This window comes from Paraburkholderia sp. FW306-2-2C-D06C (genome assembly GCF_058781505.1).
In genome coordinates this window covers 65043-84998 of the sequence record NZ_JBYSWU010000002.1, presented here as the reverse complement: position 1 = coordinate 84998, position 19956 = coordinate 65043, and the positions used below count along the sequence as shown (strand labels likewise).

The 19956-nt window shown below is 62.9% G+C and carries 22 protein-coding genes; 4 read left to right on the top strand and 18 right to left on the bottom strand.

Annotated features, from left to right (window positions below; genetic code table 11):
- Window positions 1–36 precede the first annotated feature (36 nt).
- From AC3WLT_RS02020 to AC3WLT_RS02010, 3 genes are all read left to right on the top strand, one after another.
- On the top strand, window positions 37–522 hold the full coding sequence (locus tag AC3WLT_RS02020; protein ID WP_492590260.1) for an aminoacyl-tRNA deacylase: 486 nt from the start codon (window positions 37–39) through the stop codon (window positions 520–522).
- Window positions 523–605: 83 nt separating this feature from the next.
- Entirely contained in the window at window positions 606–1343 is a 738-nt protein-coding gene (locus AC3WLT_RS02015) for a BON domain-containing protein (protein WP_492590259.1), read from the top strand.
- 196 nt (window positions 1344–1539) lie between these two features.
- Window positions 1540–3282 carry a tetratricopeptide repeat protein gene (locus AC3WLT_RS02010; RefSeq protein WP_492590258.1) on the top strand — a complete coding sequence of 581 codons (1743 nt, stop codon included), beginning with the start codon at window positions 1540–1542 and terminating at the stop codon, window positions 3280–3282.
- 114 nt (window positions 3283–3396) lie between these two features.
- Here AC3WLT_RS02010 and AC3WLT_RS02005 read toward each other — a convergent pair whose 3' ends face one another.
- Window positions 3397–3771, bottom strand: a complete 375-nt coding sequence (locus AC3WLT_RS02005; RefSeq protein WP_492590414.1) for a DUF2784 domain-containing protein — start codon at window positions 3769–3771, stop codon at window positions 3397–3399.
- 177 nt (window positions 3772–3948) lie between these two features.
- Here AC3WLT_RS02005 and AC3WLT_RS02000 point away from each other — a divergent pair, with 177 nt between their 5' ends.
- A complete protein-coding gene (locus AC3WLT_RS02000; protein ID WP_492590257.1) occupies window positions 3949–4173 on the top strand; it encodes a CDGSH iron-sulfur domain-containing protein in 225 nt (74 codons plus the stop codon).
- An 80-nt stretch (window positions 4174–4253) separates the two neighbouring features.
- On the opposite strand, the gene AC3WLT_RS01995 is transcribed toward AC3WLT_RS02000, so the two are convergent.
- From AC3WLT_RS01995 to AC3WLT_RS01915, 17 genes are all read right to left on the bottom strand, one after another.
- Window positions 4254–5723, bottom strand: a complete 1470-nt coding sequence (locus AC3WLT_RS01995) for a sigma-54 dependent transcriptional regulator (RefSeq protein ID WP_492590413.1) — start codon at window positions 5721–5723, stop codon at window positions 4254–4256.
- A 265-nt stretch (window positions 5724–5988) separates the two neighbouring features.
- The gene (locus AC3WLT_RS01990) at window positions 5989–6951 is read right to left on the bottom strand and encodes a type II secretion system F family protein (protein WP_492590256.1); all 963 of its coding nucleotides are present in this window, start codon (window positions 6949–6951) and stop codon (window positions 5989–5991) included.
- Between the two features lie 49 nt (window positions 6952–7000).
- The gene (locus tag AC3WLT_RS01985; RefSeq protein ID WP_492590255.1) at window positions 7001–7978 is read right to left on the bottom strand and encodes a type II secretion system F family protein; all 978 of its coding nucleotides are present in this window, start codon (window positions 7976–7978) and stop codon (window positions 7001–7003) included.
- Between the two features lie 51 nt (window positions 7979–8029).
- Entirely contained in the window at window positions 8030–9397 is a 1368-nt protein-coding gene (locus tag AC3WLT_RS01980) for a TadA family conjugal transfer-associated ATPase (RefSeq protein ID WP_492590254.1), read from the bottom strand.
- A 21-nt stretch (window positions 9398–9418) separates the two neighbouring features.
- Window positions 9419–10627 carry a CpaE/TadZ family protein gene (locus tag AC3WLT_RS01975; RefSeq protein ID WP_492590253.1) on the bottom strand — a complete coding sequence of 403 codons (1209 nt, stop codon included), beginning with the start codon at window positions 10625–10627 and terminating at the stop codon, window positions 9419–9421.
- Between the two features lie 26 nt (window positions 10628–10653).
- Complete coding sequence (locus AC3WLT_RS01970) at window positions 10654–11121, bottom strand: TadE family protein (protein WP_492590252.1); 468 nt, start codon at window positions 11119–11121, stop codon at window positions 10654–10656.
- Window positions 11118–11633: a TadE/TadG family type IV pilus assembly protein gene (locus tag AC3WLT_RS01965; RefSeq protein ID WP_492590251.1), complete on the bottom strand. Its 516-nt coding sequence runs from the start codon at window positions 11631–11633 to the stop codon at window positions 11118–11120. Before AC3WLT_RS01965 ends, AC3WLT_RS01970 begins: the two co-directional genes overlap by 4 nt.
- A 9-nt stretch (window positions 11634–11642) precedes the next feature.
- The gene (locus AC3WLT_RS01960; RefSeq protein WP_492590250.1) at window positions 11643–12905 is read right to left on the bottom strand and encodes a TadE/TadG family type IV pilus assembly protein; all 1263 of its coding nucleotides are present in this window, start codon (window positions 12903–12905) and stop codon (window positions 11643–11645) included.
- Between the two features lie 24 nt (window positions 12906–12929).
- Window positions 12930–13241, bottom strand: a complete 312-nt coding sequence (locus AC3WLT_RS01955; RefSeq protein WP_492590248.1) for a hypothetical protein — start codon at window positions 13239–13241, stop codon at window positions 12930–12932.
- Window positions 13242–13262: 21 nt separating this feature from the next.
- Entirely contained in the window at window positions 13263–15218 is a 1956-nt protein-coding gene (locus tag AC3WLT_RS01950) for a type II and III secretion system protein family protein (protein WP_492590246.1), read from the bottom strand.
- A gap of 115 nt (window positions 15219–15333) precedes the next feature.
- Window positions 15334–16170 (bottom strand): Flp pilus assembly protein CpaB, encoded by an 837-nt coding sequence (gene cpaB, locus AC3WLT_RS01945; RefSeq protein WP_492590244.1) that lies wholly within the window; start codon window positions 16168–16170, stop codon window positions 15334–15336.
- 37 nt (window positions 16171–16207) lie between these two features.
- Window positions 16208–17605: a DUF8689 domain-containing protein gene (locus AC3WLT_RS01940; RefSeq protein ID WP_492590242.1), complete on the bottom strand. Its 1398-nt coding sequence runs from the start codon at window positions 17603–17605 to the stop codon at window positions 16208–16210.
- A gap of 88 nt (window positions 17606–17693) precedes the next feature.
- Window positions 17694–18230, bottom strand: coding sequence for an A24 family peptidase (locus AC3WLT_RS01935; protein ID WP_492590240.1), 537 nt, complete (start codon window positions 18228–18230; stop codon window positions 17694–17696).
- Window positions 18231–18257: 27 nt separating this feature from the next.
- Entirely contained in the window at window positions 18258–18443 is a 186-nt protein-coding gene (locus tag AC3WLT_RS01930; protein ID WP_492590238.1) for a Flp family type IVb pilin, read from the bottom strand.
- 109 nt (window positions 18444–18552) lie between these two features.
- Window positions 18553–18762, bottom strand: coding sequence for a Flp family type IVb pilin (locus AC3WLT_RS01925; RefSeq protein ID WP_492590412.1), 210 nt, complete (start codon window positions 18760–18762; stop codon window positions 18553–18555).
- A gap of 105 nt (window positions 18763–18867) precedes the next feature.
- Complete coding sequence (locus tag AC3WLT_RS01920; RefSeq protein ID WP_492590236.1) at window positions 18868–19038, bottom strand: Flp family type IVb pilin; 171 nt, start codon at window positions 19036–19038, stop codon at window positions 18868–18870.
- A 96-nt stretch (window positions 19039–19134) separates the two neighbouring features.
- A complete protein-coding gene (locus AC3WLT_RS01915; RefSeq protein ID WP_492590234.1) occupies window positions 19135–19374 on the bottom strand; it encodes a hypothetical protein in 240 nt (79 codons plus the stop codon).
- Window positions 19375–19956: the final 582 nt, after the last annotated feature.

Here is a 19956-nt window from a genome sequence, read left to right as displayed (position 1 = left end):
AATCCCTCGTTTCCTTCCTTCCAGAGGAGGTGTGTCATGGCAATCTCTGCCACTCTCCAGAGCTGCCTGAGCAGCAAGGGCTCCCAGTACGAAATCGTGCATCATCCGTACAGCCATTCCAGCACCGAAACTGCGGCGGCGGCACATATTCCCGGCGACCGTCTCGCCAAGACCGTGCTTTTCGAAGACGAACACGGCTACGTGGCGGCTGTGCTGCCATCGACCTACGCCGTGCGGCTGTCCGAGCTTTGGGCAAAGACCGGACGCCACCTCCTGCTGGCCAAAGAGGTCGATCTGCGGGAGCTGTTCAAGGATTGCGACGCAGGGGCGCTTCCGCCGGTATGTACGGCCTATGGCATGCAAACCTATCTCGACGAGAGCCTTGCCCAGCATCCGGATGTCTATTTTGAGGCCGGCGATCATCAAGAGCTGATTCACATGGACACGGATCAATTCCTGGAACTGATGGATCGAGCCGAGCGGGCACGCTTCGCCCGTCGCATGCATGGTCTGCCGACCTGAGCAGCGCCCGCCTGATACGGCAAGGCTTGTGCAGTGCGCCATAAAGGGGCGCTGTGTCACCCAACCATTGCGCGAGGCGGATCATGCAACGCAGCGATACGGTGTTGAAGCAGGTGATGGCAGCCTTCGAACGCGAATCACACCTGAAGCTCCAGAATCATCCCATTCATATGAGTTTCGACGGCGGCACCTTGACCGTGGCAGGCGAGGTACCGGATATCGCATCCAAGAAACGGCTTCTTCAGTTGACCCAGGTACACAGCGAGGGCCAGCGTCTGGTCGACCGGCTGCGTGTCGCCGTCAGCCCGCCGGTCGGCGATGGCGAGTTGCGCACGCATGTCTGCGAACGGCTGGCGCAGGCGGTGGATTTCCGCAATTGCGTGATCTGTGCGCGCGTCAAGGGCCAGCTTGAAGTGCTGCGCGGCACCATGGACCAGGCGGGCAACGACGGCAGCGGCGTCGTCGAAGTGACGGTCGAGGACGGTGTTGTGACCCTGACGGGGCAAGTGATCAGCCTGTCTCACAGGCGCCTCGCGAGTGTGACTGCCTGGTGGGTCGGCGGCTGCCGTGACGTCGTGAATCTGCTGGAGCTGGTGCCCGCCGAAGCGGACGGCGACGATGAGATTTCCGATGCTTTGCAACTGGTGCTCGAAACCGATCTGCGTGTGCGCGCTGACCAGATCACCATCAATGTGGAAAACCACAGGATTACGCTGGCAGGTTGGGTGGCGACCGAAGCCGAAAGACGCCGGGCGGAACAGGACGCCTGGTGTCTGGATGCCGTCGAGGGCGTTGTCAATCACATCCAGGTGCGGGCCTGATCTGACTGCAGGCCCGCGTAGTGCTTTTTCAACCGGTAAGACATCTGCTCCGCAGTCGGGCAGCCCGACTCGCTGCACCTCCTGGCAGGAGCGCTGCTCTGCTCCGCGTGGCTGCCGCGATCGTCGGCCGGAGGAGGGAAGCAAGCTGCATTGCCGGACGCCGCTGCTTTCCATTGAACGGCGAGCGTGATGGGAAATGAGTGCGCGCAAGATTCTTTCGGGCGTGGCGCTGGCCGTGTTGTCCGGAGGATGCCTGGCTGCGGACGCGGGAAGTGCCTGTTCTCCGGCGTACTCCGAGGTCGATATCAAAAACGGCCTCAAGGTACAGGCCGATTGCGGATTGTCCGTCCAGACGCTCAACCGCATGACCATCGAGTTGAACCGCGCGGTGAAGCGCGCGAGACTCTCCGGTGCGCAGAGGGTCTCGCTCGCGAGAGCCGCCAACGTGATACTCGGTGCAGTGCATGCGCAATCGGGCCGCATCGGGCGCAGGACCGATACCGCGTTCGTCAATATCGAACCGCTAATCGAGCGCCTTGCCGGGCAAATCAGGGCGCGGCCCGACGCAGATCTGGTAGCCGAAGCCCGGAAATGGACCGCACGTTACGAGGATCTGCTGCGCAGATCCTCGATCGCACGGAGTTCCGATCCGCTTGAACTGCAGATAGACGAAGCGCTCGAGCGCTTCGATCTGGATGGCGCGTCAAAACTGCTGACCAGGCTGCTTGCCGAACAACAGGGAACCGCGCAGGTGTTGGCGGTGCGTTGTTATGAGGCTGGCGAAATCGAACTGCTGCGCTTCGCGCCGCAGAATGCATTGCCGTATCTGGAAAAGGCCTACGCGTTGCAACCGGAAGACGCCGACATTGCGACTGCATTTTCCGACTCTTTGCAGGAGCAACGCGAGTTTGAACGTGCGGAACCGATTTACCGTACGCTGCTGTCGCGCTATCAGATGCTTGCGCAGGAGAAGCCTGCGGCCTACCAGCCGCAAATTGCACGCACGCTCGACAAGCTCGGCAACCTTTACGTCGGGATGCAACGGCCAAAGGAGGCGGAGGCCGCCTATCTGCGGGCGCTGGAGATCTACTGGGTACTGGCGCAACAGAACCCGGCGGCCTACGGGCCGGCTGTGGCAGAAACCTTCGACAACCTGGGCGTTCTATATCGCGATACACAGCGCCTGAGGGAAGCAGCGGATGCCTACCGCGAAGCGCTAGGCATCGATCGTGCATTGGCCTATCGCGATCCTGCGACCTACAAGCCTGATATCGCGACGACGCTCAACGACCTCGGCATCCTGTACGACGCCACACAACGCATGAGCGATGCGGAGCAGGCGTATCGCGAGGCGCTGGACATCCAGCGGGCTCTCGTGCGAGGCAACCCTGCGGCCTATCGCCCGGCACTCGCGCGTACGCTCAACAACCTCGGCAACCTGTATAGCGCCATGCAGCGACTGCAGCAGGCAGAGCATGTCTACAAGGAAGCGCTCACGATCCGGCAGCAGCTTGCCCGGGAGAGTCCAGCACTGTATCGGCCCGACGTGGCGCGCACGCTGACCAATCTTGGCGCGCTCTATCGTGCCACGCGACGGCCGAAGGATGCACAGGAGGCTTATCAGGATGCGTTGCAAATCTATCGTTCGCTCGTGCAGGAAGACCCCGCTGCCTACCAGCCGGACGAAGCGCGGACGCTGAACAATCTAGGTGTTCTTTTCAGTCACAGCGGCCACCCACGCGAGGCGGAAGGCGCCTACCGGCACGCGCTGGATCTTTATCGGACTCTGTCGCGAGATAATCGCGCGGCCTACCGTCAGGATGAAGCGCGGACACTTGGCAACCTGAGCGCGCTCTTCAGCCAGACCCGGCGACCGCGTGAGGCCGACGAGACCCGACGTGAAGCAGCCCGTCTTCTCGACACAACGGCCGCGCCGTAGATCGCACGGCAAACTGCCTTTGCGTTGGGTGCGTTGGGTGCGTTGGGTGCGTTGGCTGCGTTCGGTGCGTTCGGTGCGTTCGGTGCGTTCCGTGCGTTCCGTGCGTTAGGTGCGTTAGGTGCGTTGCCGGGGCGGCACCCTGCGCCAGGTCAGCAGCACCGCCAAAGCGAACACCACATAAGCGAGCGTAAACACCCAGACCGGCACATCGTAATAGAGCAGGCGGCTCACCCAGCGCTGGATGAAGCCTTGCGCCCCAACCGAGCCATTTCGCAGCCAGTCTTCCAGCGCAGTCAGGGGGCAGACTACGCCCAGCACTGACAGGGCCGACACCAGGCCGATCGCGAACAGATGAGTGAGCCGGAACAGTCGGTGACGTACCCAATCCCAACCGAGGGCCGAGCCGACCCAGATCGCAGCGAGTCCGCCCACGATAAAAAGCGCGATCAGTGCGTGCATGACGAGCACCGCATCGGCGATCATGATCATGATGTCCTCACACCATTCGCGGCGAATTTCCGACTGGTTTTTGTGCGATGCCGCGATGCGCGCCGCACCTTGGCGCCGTATCAGAGATAGACTGAAATTTGACCTGTATTCAGGTTGCCGCATCGGGTGTCCCTAACATGTGCGGGACCGCGCGATTCACAACGATCGGAGGCGCAAATGGCAACTGCAATTATCACCCCCCGGAACAACGGCCCTTACCACATCAAGGGCGACTTCAAGATTACCACCCAAGGCGGGAAAAATATCGAGGTAGATAAGGATGAAGTCTGGCTATGTCGATGTGGACACTCGAACAACAAGCCGTTCTGCGACGGTTCACACAGGAAGAGCGAGTTCAGGAGCGATCTTGACGAAAAGCCGCAGGAAGGAGAAACGCCCTGATGCATTCGTTGCTGTGGACAAGTTCGGCGCAGACGATGGAGCGTCGGCATCACGCACATGGAAAACCGGAAAGTCGCCAATCAGACGGACGGGTCCCCGTTCAGTATCTCGTCCGTATCGTCCACAGCCATATCTTTGACGTTGCGCATTCCGTACGCGACCATCAGCCGATACAGCGTGACGCGCGAGATTCCGAGCGCCGCCGCCGTTTCGCCCATCCGGTAATCGTGCCGCCGCAATGCGGTTTCGATCGCGCTGCGCTCGGCCTCTTCGCGTACGAGGTCGAGCGTCATCGCTTCCTTGTCGGTCGGCGATTCGAGGTCGAGATCATGAGGCGTCAGCAGCCTGCCTTCAGCCATCACGAGCGCGCGGCGCACACGGTTGTTTAACTCGCGCACATTGCCGGGCCACGGGTGGTTGTACATGGCGGCGATCGCCGATGGCGTGAAGCCGCGAATCTTGCGCGTGCTTTCGGTCTTGTACTTCTGCAGGACGTGATGCGCGAGTATTTCGATGTCTTTGCCGCGTGCGCGCAGCGGCGGCTCGTCGACACGCAGCACGCACAGACGATGGAACAGATCGGCGCGGAAGCGTCCGTCGAGTATGGCGGCTTCGAGGTCGACGTGGGTGGCCGAAATCACGCGTATGTCGACGGGAAGCGATTCGTGGCTGCCAAGCCGTTCGATCCTGCCTTCCTGCAGGAAGCGCAACAGGCTCGCCTGCGCCTCGAGCGGCATGTCGCCAATTTCATCGAGAAACAGGGTGCCGCCGTTTGCCGATTCGATGCGGCCGATCTTGCGCTGCTCCGCGCCGGTGAACGCGCCGCGTTCGTAGCCGAACAGTTCCGACTGAAGAAGATGCTGCGGAATCGCGCCGCAATTGATCGCAACGAACGGCGCCTTGCGCCGCGGCGACCGCTCGTGGATCGCGTGAGCGGTGAGCTCTTTGCCGGTGCCGGATTCTCCGGAAATGAACACGCTGGCATTGGTGTTGGCGACCTTGCGGATTATGCCGAAAAGCTGCTGCATCGCCTCGCAGGTGCCAACCATCTCCTTGTCGCCCGGAAGGGTGGCTTCGGCAGCATGGTCAAAATAATCCAACGCCGCCATGCCTCGAGCATGCCCGAGCACATGGGAGAGCCATTCAGACGGCAGCGGCAGCGTGACGTAATCGAAACAATAATTGCGAATCAGTTCGCGCACGACGCGGCTTGCCGTGTGGCCTTCGGCCGAGACCGCCACCCAGCCGATGGCCGGTTGGCTCAGGCACTCCTTGAGGGCCGCAAAGTCGCGTGGCGCGAAGCCGTCGAAATCGATGAGACCTGCTGCGACGCCTGTTTTCCCCGTCACGGCTTGCGCACCGGCGGCGGTTTTCGCCACAGTCACCTCCCAGCCGGCCAGGCGCATATTGGTCAGGAGCACGTCGCTCGGTGCGCGAGCAACGCAAATCAGACGGTGCTGGGTGTCCGGCTGGCGTTGGGGTGCGGACTGCGCAGAATCGGCCGTCACGCAAGAGGTCGTTCGAAAACGGTCTGGTGATTTTGGCACGATATTCCCCCCTTTCTTTTTACGTTGTTGCACGCCTGAAAATCGGCTGCGCGACGACGTCCGGTGCTTCGATGCTACTCGCTGCGGGTGCTGCAAAAAAAAGAATCTCGATGCGGCCGTCACAGCCAGGACCACAAAACTCCCATACAGGGGTAACGTCCCGATTCGTCCGCGGATGTATCGGTATTTTCCCCGACGAATCGCGGCTCGGAGCACGGCTTATTGCCGACGTACGCGATGCGCTCTTGCGGCGCGACTGATCGGAAAGCTAGGCACCACCCAGGGTAGGCAGAAGAGTCCGGTAGATGTGGATAAATGCGGGCCCCAGCAGGACGGTGAGAAGGGCAGGGAAGATGCAGAAAATGAGCGGAAACAGCAATTTCAGCGCGATCTTCGACGCCTGCTCTTCAGCGCGCATCCGGCGGCGTGTGCGCAGGGTATCCGACAGGACACGCAATGAGGAACCGATGCTGGTGCCGAAACGCTCGGCCTGAATCAGCATCGCGCAAAAGGAATCGACATCCTCGACACCCGTGCGCAGAGTCAGATTACGCAGCGCCTTCTCCTTGGTAAACCCGGAGCGCATTTCGAGCAGCATCAGCTGGAGTTCGCTGGCGACCACCGGGCTGCGCAATTCGATTTCTCCGGCCACTTTCATCAACGCCGCATCAAGGCTGAGACCCGCTTCGACACAGACTGTCAGCAAGTCGAGCGCGTCGGGAAAATCTTCGAAGATCGCACGCTTACGCCACGCGATGCGGCGCGTAAGCACGGCGTGCGGCAGGTAATAGCCCATCCCGGCAAGTGTGGCGAGCATGCCGAACAACATATACGGCTGCGCCGCGAACGACGTGTTTGCCAGCCAGGCCAGTGCGATCAGCGGCAGCGCGAGCGCGAGCACGGTTTTAGCGGCGAAATAGAGGGCGGCGGCCCCTGGCGTGCGCCAGCCGGCATTCATCATCTGCACGCGCAGTGCCGAGTTTTCCCAGCCTTCGGCCGGGATCGACAGCTTCGAAATCGGCTGTGAAATTTCCACGAGCTTTTCGAGCCACGCGGTCCCCGGCGGCGTGGCGCCCGGGTCAGACACGGGCAGGTTCATGCCCCCCGCCTGTTCGATGCGCCGGCGCATATCGCGCGGCGAGAATAGAAGCATGGCGCCGAACACTGCGCCGCACACCACGGCGAACAGGCCGGCCAGTAACAGCATATGCATCGAGTCGAGCGTTTGCATGACAGCTCCTTAATAGCTTGATCTGCGGCGCACCTGTGCGCAAGCACCATCAGACGCGAATCTTGACGATGCGCCGCATCCACAGCACGCCGAATAACATCGAGGAGATCACCGCCTCGATCATTTTGATGCCGGCCGAGTCCTGCCACAGCACCTCAAGGAAGGTGGGGTTGAGGACCATCATCAACCCCGCGGTACCAAATGGCAGCAAACCCAGTATCCACGCCGACAGCTTGCCCTCGGCTGCCAGCACGCGGATCTTGTCGAACAGCTTCAGGCGCTCGCGGATCAGCGTGGCAATGCCGTCCAGTACCTCCGCGAGATTGCCGCCCGTCTCCCGTTGAATGAGCACGGCGATCACGAAGTAACGCAAGTCGCGGACCGGCACGCGCGTCGCGAGATTCATCAGGGCCTCGTTCAGTGAGACACCGTAGTTGATTTCGTCAAACGTGATGCGGAATTCGCTCCCCATTGGCTCGGCGAACTCGGTGCTCACCATGCCGATCGCGCCGGAGAACGCATGTCCCGCGCGCAGCGCGCGGCTAATCATGTCGGCGACCTCAGGCAACTGACGTTCGAGTTGACGCAGCCGGCGGGTGCGCCGCCGGGTCACGTACAGGAGCGGCAGCGCCGACGTGGCCAATGCGCCGAGCGCAGCGAACATCATCGGCACGGGTGTGAACGTGGCGAGGGCCAGCACGGTCGCAGGCAAAACGAGGCTCGTGCCGACCAGCCGCGCAATCGACCACTTGACCCCCGATTGCTGGATCCACAGGTCGAGCGTCTGAATGCGCGGCACCTGCATCAGCAACTTGTCGAGCAGTGCCGAGTCGCTCAGCATGCGCTCTTTCAGGATCGTCAGACGCTCCTTATGCACTTGCCCGCCAGCGGACAATGCGCGGATACGCGATTCGATCCGGCGGGCGGCAGGGCCGTGACGATTGTTCCACCACTGGTAGCTCCCCTCGAGCGCGAGTACGACAGCGATGAACAGCAAGATGGCGAAGGCGTAGAAGATCGGGTTCATGCAGGTCTCCTGAGACCGCTGCGAGTCAATAAGCGGATCGGGTAAGACGAATCAGGCGGTTTCGAAATGCCGTCCTGGGTCGTAGGTCTGGTCGGGCAACGCGATGCCGAAAGCCTGCAAGCGCTCGGCGAATTTGGGCCGCACGCCGGTCGCGCAGAAACGCCCGCGCACGACGCCGTTCTCGTCGATACCGGTTCGCTTGAACGTGAAGATTTCCTGCATGTTGACGATGTCTCCCTCCATGCCGGTGATCTCCTGAATGCTGACGATCTTGCGCCGGCCATCGGTCAGCCGGGCAGCCTGGACCACGACCGAGATCGCCGATGAAATCTGCTGGCGCATGGTTTTGGTCGGCAGCGACAGGCCCCCGAGGTTGATCATGTTTTCGAGGCGTGTCAGCGCGTCGCGCGGGGTATTCGCGTGGATCGTGGCGAGCGACCCTTCGTGACCGGTGTTCATCGCGTTGAGCATGTCGAGCGCCTCCGCGCCGCGCACTTCGCCGAGGATGATGCGATCGGGCCGCATCCGCAGGGCGTTGCGCACCAGTGTGCGCTGCGTGATCTCGCCGCGCCCCTCGATGTTTGGCGGGCGTGTTTCGAGCCGCAGCACATGCTGCTGCCGCATTTGCAGTTCCGCGGCGTCTTCGATGGTCACGATGCGCTCATCGTCCGGAATGAAGCCCGACAGGACGTTGAGCAGCGTCGTCTTGCCGCTGCCGGTGCCGCCCGACACCAGCACGTTGACCTTCGCGCGCGCCAGGGCGTCGAGCACCTCCGCCATCGGCGGCGTGAGGCTCTGCAACTGGATCAGGTCGGAGATCTGCAGCGGATTGACGGCGAAACGCCGGATCGACAGCAGCGGTCCATCCACCGCGGAAGGCGGAATGATGGCATTCACCCGCGAGCCGTCTGGAAGACGTGCGTCGACCATCGGGCTGGATTCGTCGATCCGGCGTCCGACGCGCGACACGATCTTTTCGATGACCTTCATCAGGTGCGCATCGTCGTAGAACGTCACGTCGGTCAGCTCGAGCTTTCCTTTGCGTTCGACATAGGTATGCTGGTATGTATTGACGAGAATGTCGGACACTGTCGGATCGCGCAGCAGGCTTTCCAGCGGACCGAAACCGAACATCTCGTCGTACACGTCGATCACGAGCTGCCGGCGTTCGAGGTCGTTGGCCGGCGCCTTCTGCTCGTCGAGAGTGCGCGCAATGAGCGCACCGATCTCGTGGCGGACCTGGTCAGCCTGCAGCCGCGCGAGACGTTCCAGCTCGACACGCTCGAGCACGCACTGATGTATTTCCCGTTTCAGCTTCTGGTAAGCGGCCCGCGCCATCTGGTTCGGCGAATGCAAGCCGTTTTCGCGCTCGCCGAACGGCTGCACGCGTTGAGCGGAAATCTGTTCACGCAGCGACATGTTGGTCTCCTTGGGGTGTCTCTACATAGCCTTGAGTTTCGGCGCCGGGCTGCGGCCGAAGAAGCGGGCGAGCAGCGGCTCGCTCCGTCCGCTGCCGCCCTCGGATTCCGGCGCGAGGCTGACGATGTTGTTCGCGAGCGCAAGCAGACTGCGCGACACGGCGCAATTGCGGCTCACCTTCGCGATCGGCACGCCGTGGTTCATCGATTCCGACACGGTTTCGGTGTCTTCCGGGATGACCTGATAGGGACGCATGCCGAGCACTTCCTCCAACGCGGCACGCGCGCGTTCCCCGTGGCGCGTGTACCGGTTCAGCAGCAAACGGGTACGGTCAGGCGGATAAGCGAGCGACGCCAGAATCTCCTGCAAACGCCGGCCCGCTCGTACGTGCGGCATGCTCGCTTGCAAGACGATATGAATCTGGTCGCTGCGATCCAGCGCCAGGATGGAAAGCGGATTGATGGTTTGTCCGAGATCGAAGATCACCAGGTCGTAGCGGGGCGCGGCGACGCCCAGAATCCACTCGAGCCGCTCTTCCTTGATGTCCGCGGCTTTGATGGGGTCCCCGGCGCCGGCGAGTATATGGAACGTGTCGTTCACGTGTACGAGGCAGGCGTCGAAGAAGGCCGCGTCCATCCGCTCGACCTGCGCGCACATCTGCGGTAACGTCGACGGCGGTTTTTCGTCGGAGACAAGAAAGGCGGCATCCCCGAACAGCTGATTGAGGTCGATCAGCAGCACACGTTTTTGCTGGCTATCGGCGATCGTATGCGCGACATTGCTGGCGATGAAGCTGGTGCCTGCGCCACCCTTGCAGGAGAGGAACGAAACGATCTGTGTCTCGTGCCCGCCGTGCAGCGCCCGCTGACTCTCGATACGCAACAGCGCTTCACCGAGCGAATGCCGGTCGAGCGGCCAGCCGAGCACGTCGCGAAAGCCGGCGCGCATGGCTTCGATCAATGTCTGCGGCGACGCATCCGGCATCAGCAGGATGCACGTGAGCCGCGCGTGCTGATGGCACAGTTTGCCGATGACCGGAAGCTCGGCGCTCTCGATCGACGACGCGTCGACGATCAGCACATCGAACGCGTCGAGGCTGTCGCCGCGCTCCACCAGTAACGACGGTTTGCCGGCCATCCGGGTCGTACGGTAGTTACCGCACTCGCCGATCAGGCGCACGATTTGGGAAAGCCGCGCGGCGTCTTCCGAAGTGATGAGAATGTTGATCATGGTCGTGGCTGCCTGGCTGTGGGTAGTTATTGACAGACGGTGCCGCCCGTCGAAGTCGCGAGACTTTCGCGCGGCAAGGTGGTGGTGAGCGGCGGCATCTTGAGCGTGAGCGGCACGAACGGAATCATGGTTGCCACGCTGACGTTGGTCACGCTGACGGTGACGGTACTGCAGCTGCTTCGGGCGGTCGTCGCATCAGAGTTGCACCCGGCAGGCGCATAGGAAACCGAGATGTTCGATGCGGCAAGCAACGGCAGCAGCGCGCTCATCTTCGTCTTGATCACGCTCGCGTCGGCGTCGCACACGATGGCCGTCCTTGCGCCAAGACGAACCGCTTCGCTCGCCGTATTCCAGTAGAACAGCACGCGCGAGAACTCGCAGACGCCAATCAGCAGGGTCAGGAAAATACCCATGACCAGGGCCAGTTCGACGGCGGCGGCGCCGCGTTGACGCCGCCGTCGTGGCAAGGCGTGCTGCGGAGAGGACGTGTTCATAGCACCTGCCTCATGATTGTCGTGATGTCGTTGAAATTGAGCGTGGAGATGCCGCGAAAAGGCTCGATCGGCGCATAGCTGAAGCCGGTGATCTTGACCGCGACCAGGTTGACGCTGCCTGCGGGCGTGCCCGAGCTCGAACCGTTGTTCGAGTCGTAGGTCGGCACATTGCCGAACGACATGCCCGGGCAGCCCGTCGAATTGACCCGGTCGCAGATCACCACCATGCTCGTCTTGAGACCGTTGACCAGCACGGACCCGCTGCAGTCGGTGGTGCCGTATACCGCGAGGCATTGCGCCTGGGTAACCGGATACGACATGTCGCTTGGCGAGAACTCGGACAGATAGCGTGCGGCGTCGCGCGTCGCCTTGGTGAGCGCCTCGTACTGGTAGATCGCGTAACCGAATTCGGCAACGCCGGTGACCAGCAGGACGAGCGGTATCAAGACGATCCCGAACTCCACCGCGGCCACGCCGCGCATCTTCCGCAGTGACAACGAATTTCTTCTCATGACGGGCTCCTATTGCACCAGCACGGGAACGAGCGGCCCGGCGCCGGTGCCGGCACCCGGCGCACCTTGAGTCGCGCACGGGCTGCCCGTCGAATTCGACAGACCGAGGTACTCGAGAAACACCGAGTCGATATTGCCGCCCTGCTGCATGGGGTTGACCATCAGCACACAGGTCCAGCCGGTAACCGGTGCCTGATGCGTACCGGCGGTCGCAAAGCCGGTGCAGTCCACCATGGGCGCGAGCACCAGCCGGCGATCGGCGCCGTTCTTGTACGCGGATTGCGCGGCGGCGCTGCCTTGCGTCTTGTACTGCGTGACGTTGTCCCCCTGGTACGGCGCGTACGCTTTGCGTTCTTGCACGAAGTCGGGGTAGGCGTTGCCGCTGGGATTGGACGCAGTGGTGTAGGCGTAGCCGGTAAAGTCGGGCACGCCGCTCGCGCCGCCGCCATAGATGCCGAAACGCGTGTTCCAGTCAACGGCGAGCGACGCCTTGTTGCCGGTGGTGCCGATCATGGAGCCGTTCGCCGGCAGGTTGCATTGACCGGAACCGGTCAGCTGCGTGCCTAGCGAACTTGCGCCGCTGCTGCCCGGCGTCAGAGTGGCCCAGCCGAAGTTGCCGCCGCCGTACGTGCCGTTGCCCTGAGTGTCTATCTTGGAGATCAGCCATTGGCCCGTCGTGTAGGACGACGCGCCGGCCGATGCTGGCGTGCAGATGAACACTGGGATCGCACAAGCGGTTTGCGCGGCGCCGACCGTGGCGACCGCGGCGGCCGATACCGACGAACTCTCCAGCTTCGCAGCGTTGGCTGCGCTCATGCCCGGCAGCAAGCCGAGAACCTGAATGAACCAGCTCGCTATACCGGTCAACTGCGTCGTGCACTGCGCATACTTGATGTTGGCGAGCGAATAGGTGATCGAGTCTTTGCTCTCGAATGCATCGCTCGTGGAATCGCTATAGGTGACGGTGCTGTCGGTCAGCGCCGAGACGGCGGTGCTCTGGAAAAAGGCGTTGTTGGCGTGAGCCGCGGCGATACCGGCCGCTTCGGACACCGACAACGGTGTTGCACCGGTGAGGTCGCGTGCGGCTGCCAGCGCGCAGGCATCGGCGCTGTTCTGCAACTCGCTTTTAGTGACGTACAGCTTGCCGAGGTCGAGCGCGAGACCGACGAAACCGATCAGCGCCACGAGCGACAACGCGACGATGATCGACACTGCGCCGCGCTCGCTCCGACGAGCTGCACCGCACCTCTCTGATTGCTTTACACGACGCATGACGACCCCCCGTGCAGATTGTTTTTACTGACCACCGGCCCCGCCGCCGCCGTTGCCGATGCCGATGACAAACGCGTTCGGCGCCGGTACGGGTTGTTGAAAGGACTTGTCATAGGTGTCCATCGCCGAAGCAGCGGCCTTGCCGTCCATGCCCTGCGCCGACTGCGCGTGTTCCGCCGCGTGCGGATCGATGATCTGCGCCTGGGTGACGGCTTTGAGGGCCTCGCCGAAATGCGCATCCCAGATCGGCGTGCTGGACATGCAACCGCCCAGCGCCGCGCAGACCGGCACGATGAGCGCGGCCCAGCGTGCGAAAGCAAAGTGTTCGTGTTTCATGAGATTCCCCTTGGCATCACATCAATGTTCGACCGCGTGGCTCGACGCGTCCGCTTTGGCGACTTCCTGTCGCCCCTGACGCGCGGCGATCCGTGCCGCGGCACTTTCGATACGGGCAGCGCGGGCCGTCTGCTCAGCCGCGGCGGACGGCGGCGCGTCCGCCAGCAGTACCGCTATGCCGGCCGTCGCGTCCGGGACGGGACTCGTCCGTGCCGCGGCCTGCGGGTCGGAGGGCGGCAACGCCGTCGCAACGGGTGCGACGGGTGCGACGGGTGTTTGCGGCACCGGTTCGGGCGAGGACAGAGGCGCCTGCTGGCTCGCCGAGGCCGGGGCCGGCATGGGCGAAGCGGCCGGGGCAGCGCCGGCAGGCGCGGCATGCGCCTTCGGGTGACGGCCTTCCATGTTGCCGGTCGCGTAGACATCGACCGCGTTGGGCTGCGAGAAGCTGTCCGTCGGCAGCGGCAGGTCGGCGGTCTGCAGCGGCTTGACGAGATGCGGCGTGACGATGAACACGAGTTCCGTCAGGTCCTGCTGGAACGACGTGCTGCGCGCCAGCGCACCGAGCACCGGTATTTCGCCAATACCGGGTATCGCTTTCAGCGCGCCGGTGACGTTGCTCTTCATCAGTCCGCCGATCGCAAACGACTCGCCGTCGCTCATCTGGACGACAGTGGACGCACGACGGGTCGTGATGAGCGGCAGGATTGATACTCCGCTCACGTTGGTCGCGCTGAGCGTAATGCCGGTCGGCGACAGCTCGGACACCTCGGGTGCGACCTTCAGGCTGATACGGCCGTTGGAGAGCACGGTCGGCGTGAACTTCAGGCCAACGCCGAATTCCTCTTCCTGCAGCGTGATCGTCGTCGCGCCTGTACTGCTGCTCTGCGGCACCGGAATGAAGATCTTGCCGCCGGCGAGGAAGGTGGCCTCCTGGCCGCTGATTGCGACGAGGTTCGGTTCGGCGAGGATCTTGACGAGGTCGTCCGTCTTCTGCGCATCGATGGCGAAGCTAAGCGGACGGTTGTTCGCCTTGCTGCCCGTAATGAGGCTCGACACGCCGGCCAGCAGGTTGCTCACGAGCGCGCCGCTCCATGAGCCGAAGCCACCCTGAATGTTGAGCGCCGCGCCCAACTGGTTGATGAGCGTCTTCGACACCTCGGCGACCTTGACTTCGAGCATCACCTGCTGCGGCGCGTCGACCGTCATCATGTTGATCACGTCGGCCGGCTTGCTGGTGCTCGAACTCTGCTGGGCTACGTTGGCCCCGTTGCCGAGGTTGCCGGACGCGCTCTGCGATTGCTGGGTGGGCTGCGCGCTCGCGTAGGCCTTGGCGATCTCCATCGCCTGCTGGGCGGCCGGCGAACTCGACACGTTTCCGCCGAGCACCAGGTTGCCTGCCGCGGTCGATACGCGAATGCCGTGCTCGCCGGGCAACAGTTGCCCAAGCGATTGCTGCACGCCATTGGCGTCGATGTTGACGATCACGTCGATCATCTGGCATCCGCCGCTGCGCCCCTGAACGATCATGTTGGTCGTGCCGACCGCCATGCCGACGAGGTAGAGCGTGCGCGGCGACACCAGCGTGGCCTGCACGATCGACGGATTGCCGAGCGTGCGGTTGCGTGCCGGTTCGGCGAGCGGCACGAGCGTCGACTTGCCGACCGGCACGACGACACTGGTCTCTTCGTGGATATCGCCGCTGCAGTTCGGGCCGCGCAGCGGCGCGGCGGCAGCGGCGCCGGCTGCTCCGCCGGCCGGCATCGGCGCCATGCTGACCATCATCGGCATCGGCGCGCGTCCCGCCGGCAACGGCGCATTCGGCCTGGCCTTCGCGAGCGCCGGAACCTCGGCCGCTTCCTGCGCTGCGCCGCTTTGCGCGACAAGCAATCCGGTGCACAGAGCCGAGGCGAGCACGACGCCGCCCAGCTTGCGGCGACGCACCGCATCACCGGATGTGAATCCCAAGTTCGTTTTCATTTTCCTGCCCCCGTTTGCCGACATCGGTCGATCGTTACTTCCGTTGTTTGCCCTGAATTTGCCTTGATGGTGGCGGTTGCGGCGGCTTGTCTTCGCAAATGCCGCCGCCTCCAGCCTAGAAACATTCAACACTGCCCAACACACCCGAAAGCACGCCGACGCAGTCCCGCTTCGCCGCCGGTCGAGCGGCGTAGCGCACCCGCGCCGGATGGACGGGCAAAGCGGCAGGTGCCGAGGCTGCAACGGCAGCGGGTGTGCCGAGCAGGGTGACCTTCGTGGCGCCGCCGGTCGGCAGCGTTGCCTTGTCGACCTGATTGCGCAGCACCAGCGACAGCGTGCCAACGCTGCGCGCGAGATCGAGTTTTTCCGCCTGGTCGGGTGAGACTTCGAGCGTAACGGCGTTGACGACCTTCGGCTGCGTGTCATCGCGATTGACCTGCTGGGCCACCGCGAGAACCAGGATCTTTTCCAGCACGATCTTCGAGATGCTTTGCTGCGAGTCGCTCTTGCCCGGCTCCTGAGTGTTCACGATGACGTCGACGTAGTTGCCCGGCAGCGCGAAGCCCGCGACGCCGACCACGTCGTTCACGCGGACCGTGATGGCGCGGTTGCCTTCACCGATGACGGCCGAGAGGCCGCCTTTGGTGCCGATCGGCGCGAGCTTCGATTCGATCACGGGTTCGCCACGCCCGAGGCTCGTGCGTACCACGCGGCCCTCGAGCGCTTTCGGATCGGTGAATGCACCCGGCGGCACGCTTCCCGTCGGCCAGTTGACCGTGCGGATCAGGTTGGAGTTGAGCGGCTCGCCGAGATTGACGTCGCCCGCCGCGACTGCGATAGGCGTCACCGCATTCGACGAGGTTTGCATCAGCCATCGGGAAGCAAAGATCACGGCGGCCAGACCCGCCAGGACGGCGACGGCCAGCATGACTAAAGCGCGACTGTTTTTCATGGTGAGACTCCTGCGTAGGTCGTTGGACACATGCCGGTCAGCCGGCGGCCAACTGTCGGCCCGGCCGGTCGGCCGTAGGTGGGTAAGGGCTGTCGTGCTCCATCGCGGTGCCGAAATAGCTGTGCCATGCATTGCGCAGGCCTTCTTCCGTCACTTCGCGCGACGTGCCGTGGTAGTGCGCCGCGGCGGAAACCAGGTCGAGCAGATCGCCGGGATAGCAGGCGAGGAACGGCCGGCCACTCGGGAAGTGCAGGTTGTGCAGCAGGTAATCGAACGCGGCTTGGGTAGCGTTGAGCTTGAGCGCAGCGCAACGGGCGTTGAAGACCGCGTGATAGTCGTCGATCGATAACGGTCCGACGTACAGCTTCGAACCGAGCCGGCGCAGGAAGGCCTCGTCGAACTGGGCCGGAGCGAGGTTGCTGGAGAACACCGGCCATACGTCGAACGGCGCTACGAAGCGCGAGCCGGATTGCAGCGTGAACTGATCGACACCCCGATCGAGCGGCATCAACCAGCGATTCAGCAGTTCATGAGGTGCAACACGCTGGCGACCGAGGTCGTCGACGATATACAGCCCCATGTTTGCTTTCATGTGCGGCGGTGCCTGATAGAAACCGGCTGCGGCGTCATAGCGCAGGTCGAGCCCTTCGAGCGTCAGTTCGCCGCCCGAGATCACCACCGGGCGGCGGCACATACGCCAGCGCCGGTCGCCGGCCGGCGCCTGGCTCTGCTCGGGTGCGTCGCGGTGCACGAGCGGGTCATGCAGCTGCACGATTTCGCCGCCGACGTAGAGCGCATAAGGAATCGGCACGTTGCCGCGCAGCAGCAGTCCAAGCCGCTCCGCGAGAAACGTCTTGCCGCTGCCGGCGAGGCCGTGCAGCAACAATGGGCGGCCGGCATTGAGCGATGCGGCGGCTGCATCGAGCAGCGCGGGCTCGATGACCACGTCCCGGAATGCCGCCTGCACGTCGGTTTGCGTGATGCGCACCCAGCGAACCGAGTGTTCGCGCACACTTTCCACATAGCTTTCGAACACGACGGGGGCGGGGCCGCAATATCTGCACCGCGTCAGTTCGTCTTGCGCGAGCGCGCGACCGCTGTCCGTGAGGCGAAACTGCACGTCGATGTCGTTCGCGCCGCGGTGGGTGATCTCGACAAGGTGCTCGCGCACGAGAAATGCCAGCACGTCGTCCAGTACACCGACCGACAGCCCGTGCCGTTCCGCGAGCTCCGCGAAACTCGACTTGCCGTGCAGCAGGGTGGACTTGAGTACGAGCCGTGTCACGAACTCCTGCGGCAGTCCGGTTTCGGCTAGCGTGCGCGGAGCGCGCAGCGACACAGTGGATTCCTCCGCCTGACGCCCATACGACGGCGCAGGCTCCGGGAGGTGCGTAACCTGCACGACAGTCCTGGTTTCAAGGTTCTGCTGGTTCATCGCTCTTTTCTCCAACACCGGTTTGCGGCCGGCGTCACAGGCTCTACGGCTATGGCTGCCCATGCTGGGGCAACCCCGGATGGTTCGGCTATGCAGCCGACGCGAACAACACACCTAATGTCCCTGCGGCAATGGCGACGCCATAGGGCAGTGATCCGACCGATTCGATCTGCTGGTACTCGATATTCCTTGCCCGCTGCCGTCCGGGGCGCCACCCGCCACTGGCGATGCACCAGAGATTCACGAGCAAGTGCCTCATCCGGCCGTGACGCAAGGTGACCCACAATGACCAGATCCCGCCTATGACGAACGTCGCCAGTGCGATGCGAAAGGTCATCGCCGGTCCGACCCAGGCGCCGATCGTCAGCAGCAGTTTCACGTCGCCCGCCGCCATGCCGCGCAGCAGATAGAACGGCAGCAACACCGCGAAGCCTGTCAGGGCGCCAGCCAGCCAGTCCGCGCTTCCAGCCAGCGGGCCGTGCAGCCAGACTTGCACGAAAAGCGCGGCGGCAAGGCCTGGCGCGATGACCCGGTTCGGAATCCGCCTGCAGGTGAGATCTGTGCTGGCGGTCACGATGGCCAGAGCGATCACGCACGGCGGAATGGGTTGTGGGGGCAGTAACATGACGGGGCTCGATGGGTTGGCCTGCGTTTATGAAAGCGCCGCCGCGACCTTGGTGGCGATCTGCTGATAGAGATCGCCCACCGAGGTGCCTAGCGACGCGACCGCGCCGAGGATCGTCACAGCAATGAGCGAGCCGATCAGTGCGTACTCGATCGACGTGACGCCGCCGTCGTCCTGCAGCAGTTGCTTCGCAATGTCGCACCACGCACGCATGGCTATCTCCCGAATTGGCTCGTTACCGGCGCCGTCTTATGGCAGAACACGCAATACCTCGAGAAAGACGGGAGAGGTGGAAGAACCGTTCGCCCGTCGAATCCCGTCTCTAAATATCGTTCCCGATAGTGGTGAAGATCGAGTTCAGGTCTGATCCGACTGTCGTTACGGCGCCGATGATGACGACCGCAATCAGTGCAGCGATCAGGCCGTACTCGATAGCCGTCACGCCCTGTTCATCCGACACGAAACGTTTGATGCGGTCTACGCCAGTCTGGACGGATGGCCGTATCGAGACGCGTGGCGTCGTTACTCTCATCGCATTCATGGGTCGCTCCTCTTTATGTTCCGGAGTGAGGTCAGAATCGAAAATCCGGCGGAGACGGACGAATCAAGAGGCTGAGATCGTCCGTCGGCGCGCGGCTTAAAGTTCAGTACCAATCGTCGTGAAGACGCCGTTCAGCTTTGAGCCAACGGTCGTTACTGCACCAATGATGACGACTGCGATCAGGGCGGCGATCAGTCCGTATTCGATGGCGGTTACACCATCTTCGTCACGAACAAAACGCTTGGCTTGGGTGATGATATGTTGCATGGCAATCTCCTTTCGGATAACTAACGATAAACCCTTGACCTGAATAGGTTGAGGGGAGGAACTACTGGCACTGCGGAAAAAACTGGTGTTCCGGGTCTAAGCCAGACGTATCGGCATACGCACGTCAGTGTGCGAACCGGTCATGGCGGAAGATTCTGCGTGAGAAAACAGACCAGAGAACGCGTGCGAGGCGATTTGCCAGACGCGCAGCCCGTAGAGATCATCCCCGGCGCGATGGTGCGCGCAGCGGGTGATCGATGTGATTGCGACCGGAAACGTGTAGCCTGGGTCGCTGTTGCGGCGGTGCGGCCGTCGCTTTGTTTGATGGTTCTTCATGTCGTGGTCCTCGACTTCCGTTGCTCGTTATTGGCTTCCGGCCGAAGTCGGAGCCCGCTAGTCAGTCGGCGACTACCATCTGATCCGCACTCGTGCTGTCTTTGATGCTTGCAGCAGCGTAGGTGAAGAAACATCCCCGTGGCTGACTCCGGTTGCGATTCAGGCTCTCCCTCGTGCCTGCTACCTGTATCGCCCCGGCCGTCACGTCGTCGATTTCCGCGCACTTTCCTACGCAAGCACCGGGCCAGCTGCTCCAAATGCCAGGAAATACGGAGGGGTTGCTGGACCGTCCACGGTTCGACCCAGTTCCGGAAGCACAGCTTGTTTCGAATCTGCGACATCTCCGGGCGCCGATTTCCTGGGTGGCCGGCCCCGGAGAGCCCCGCCGTTCGTTGCGCTGCGGCAAATATCTAGCGATTTACCCTGGTCCGGATCGAACCTCGGCGCGGATGGGATCGGGGGCATTTCCACAAGCTTGCCTGTATGAATCGTTTCAACGCTGAAACATGCCCCCTCCCGGAAGCTCGAAATCTCATCAAATTTGCGCTCCGATGCGTATCTTCGGCGGGTGCGTGGGTCGAT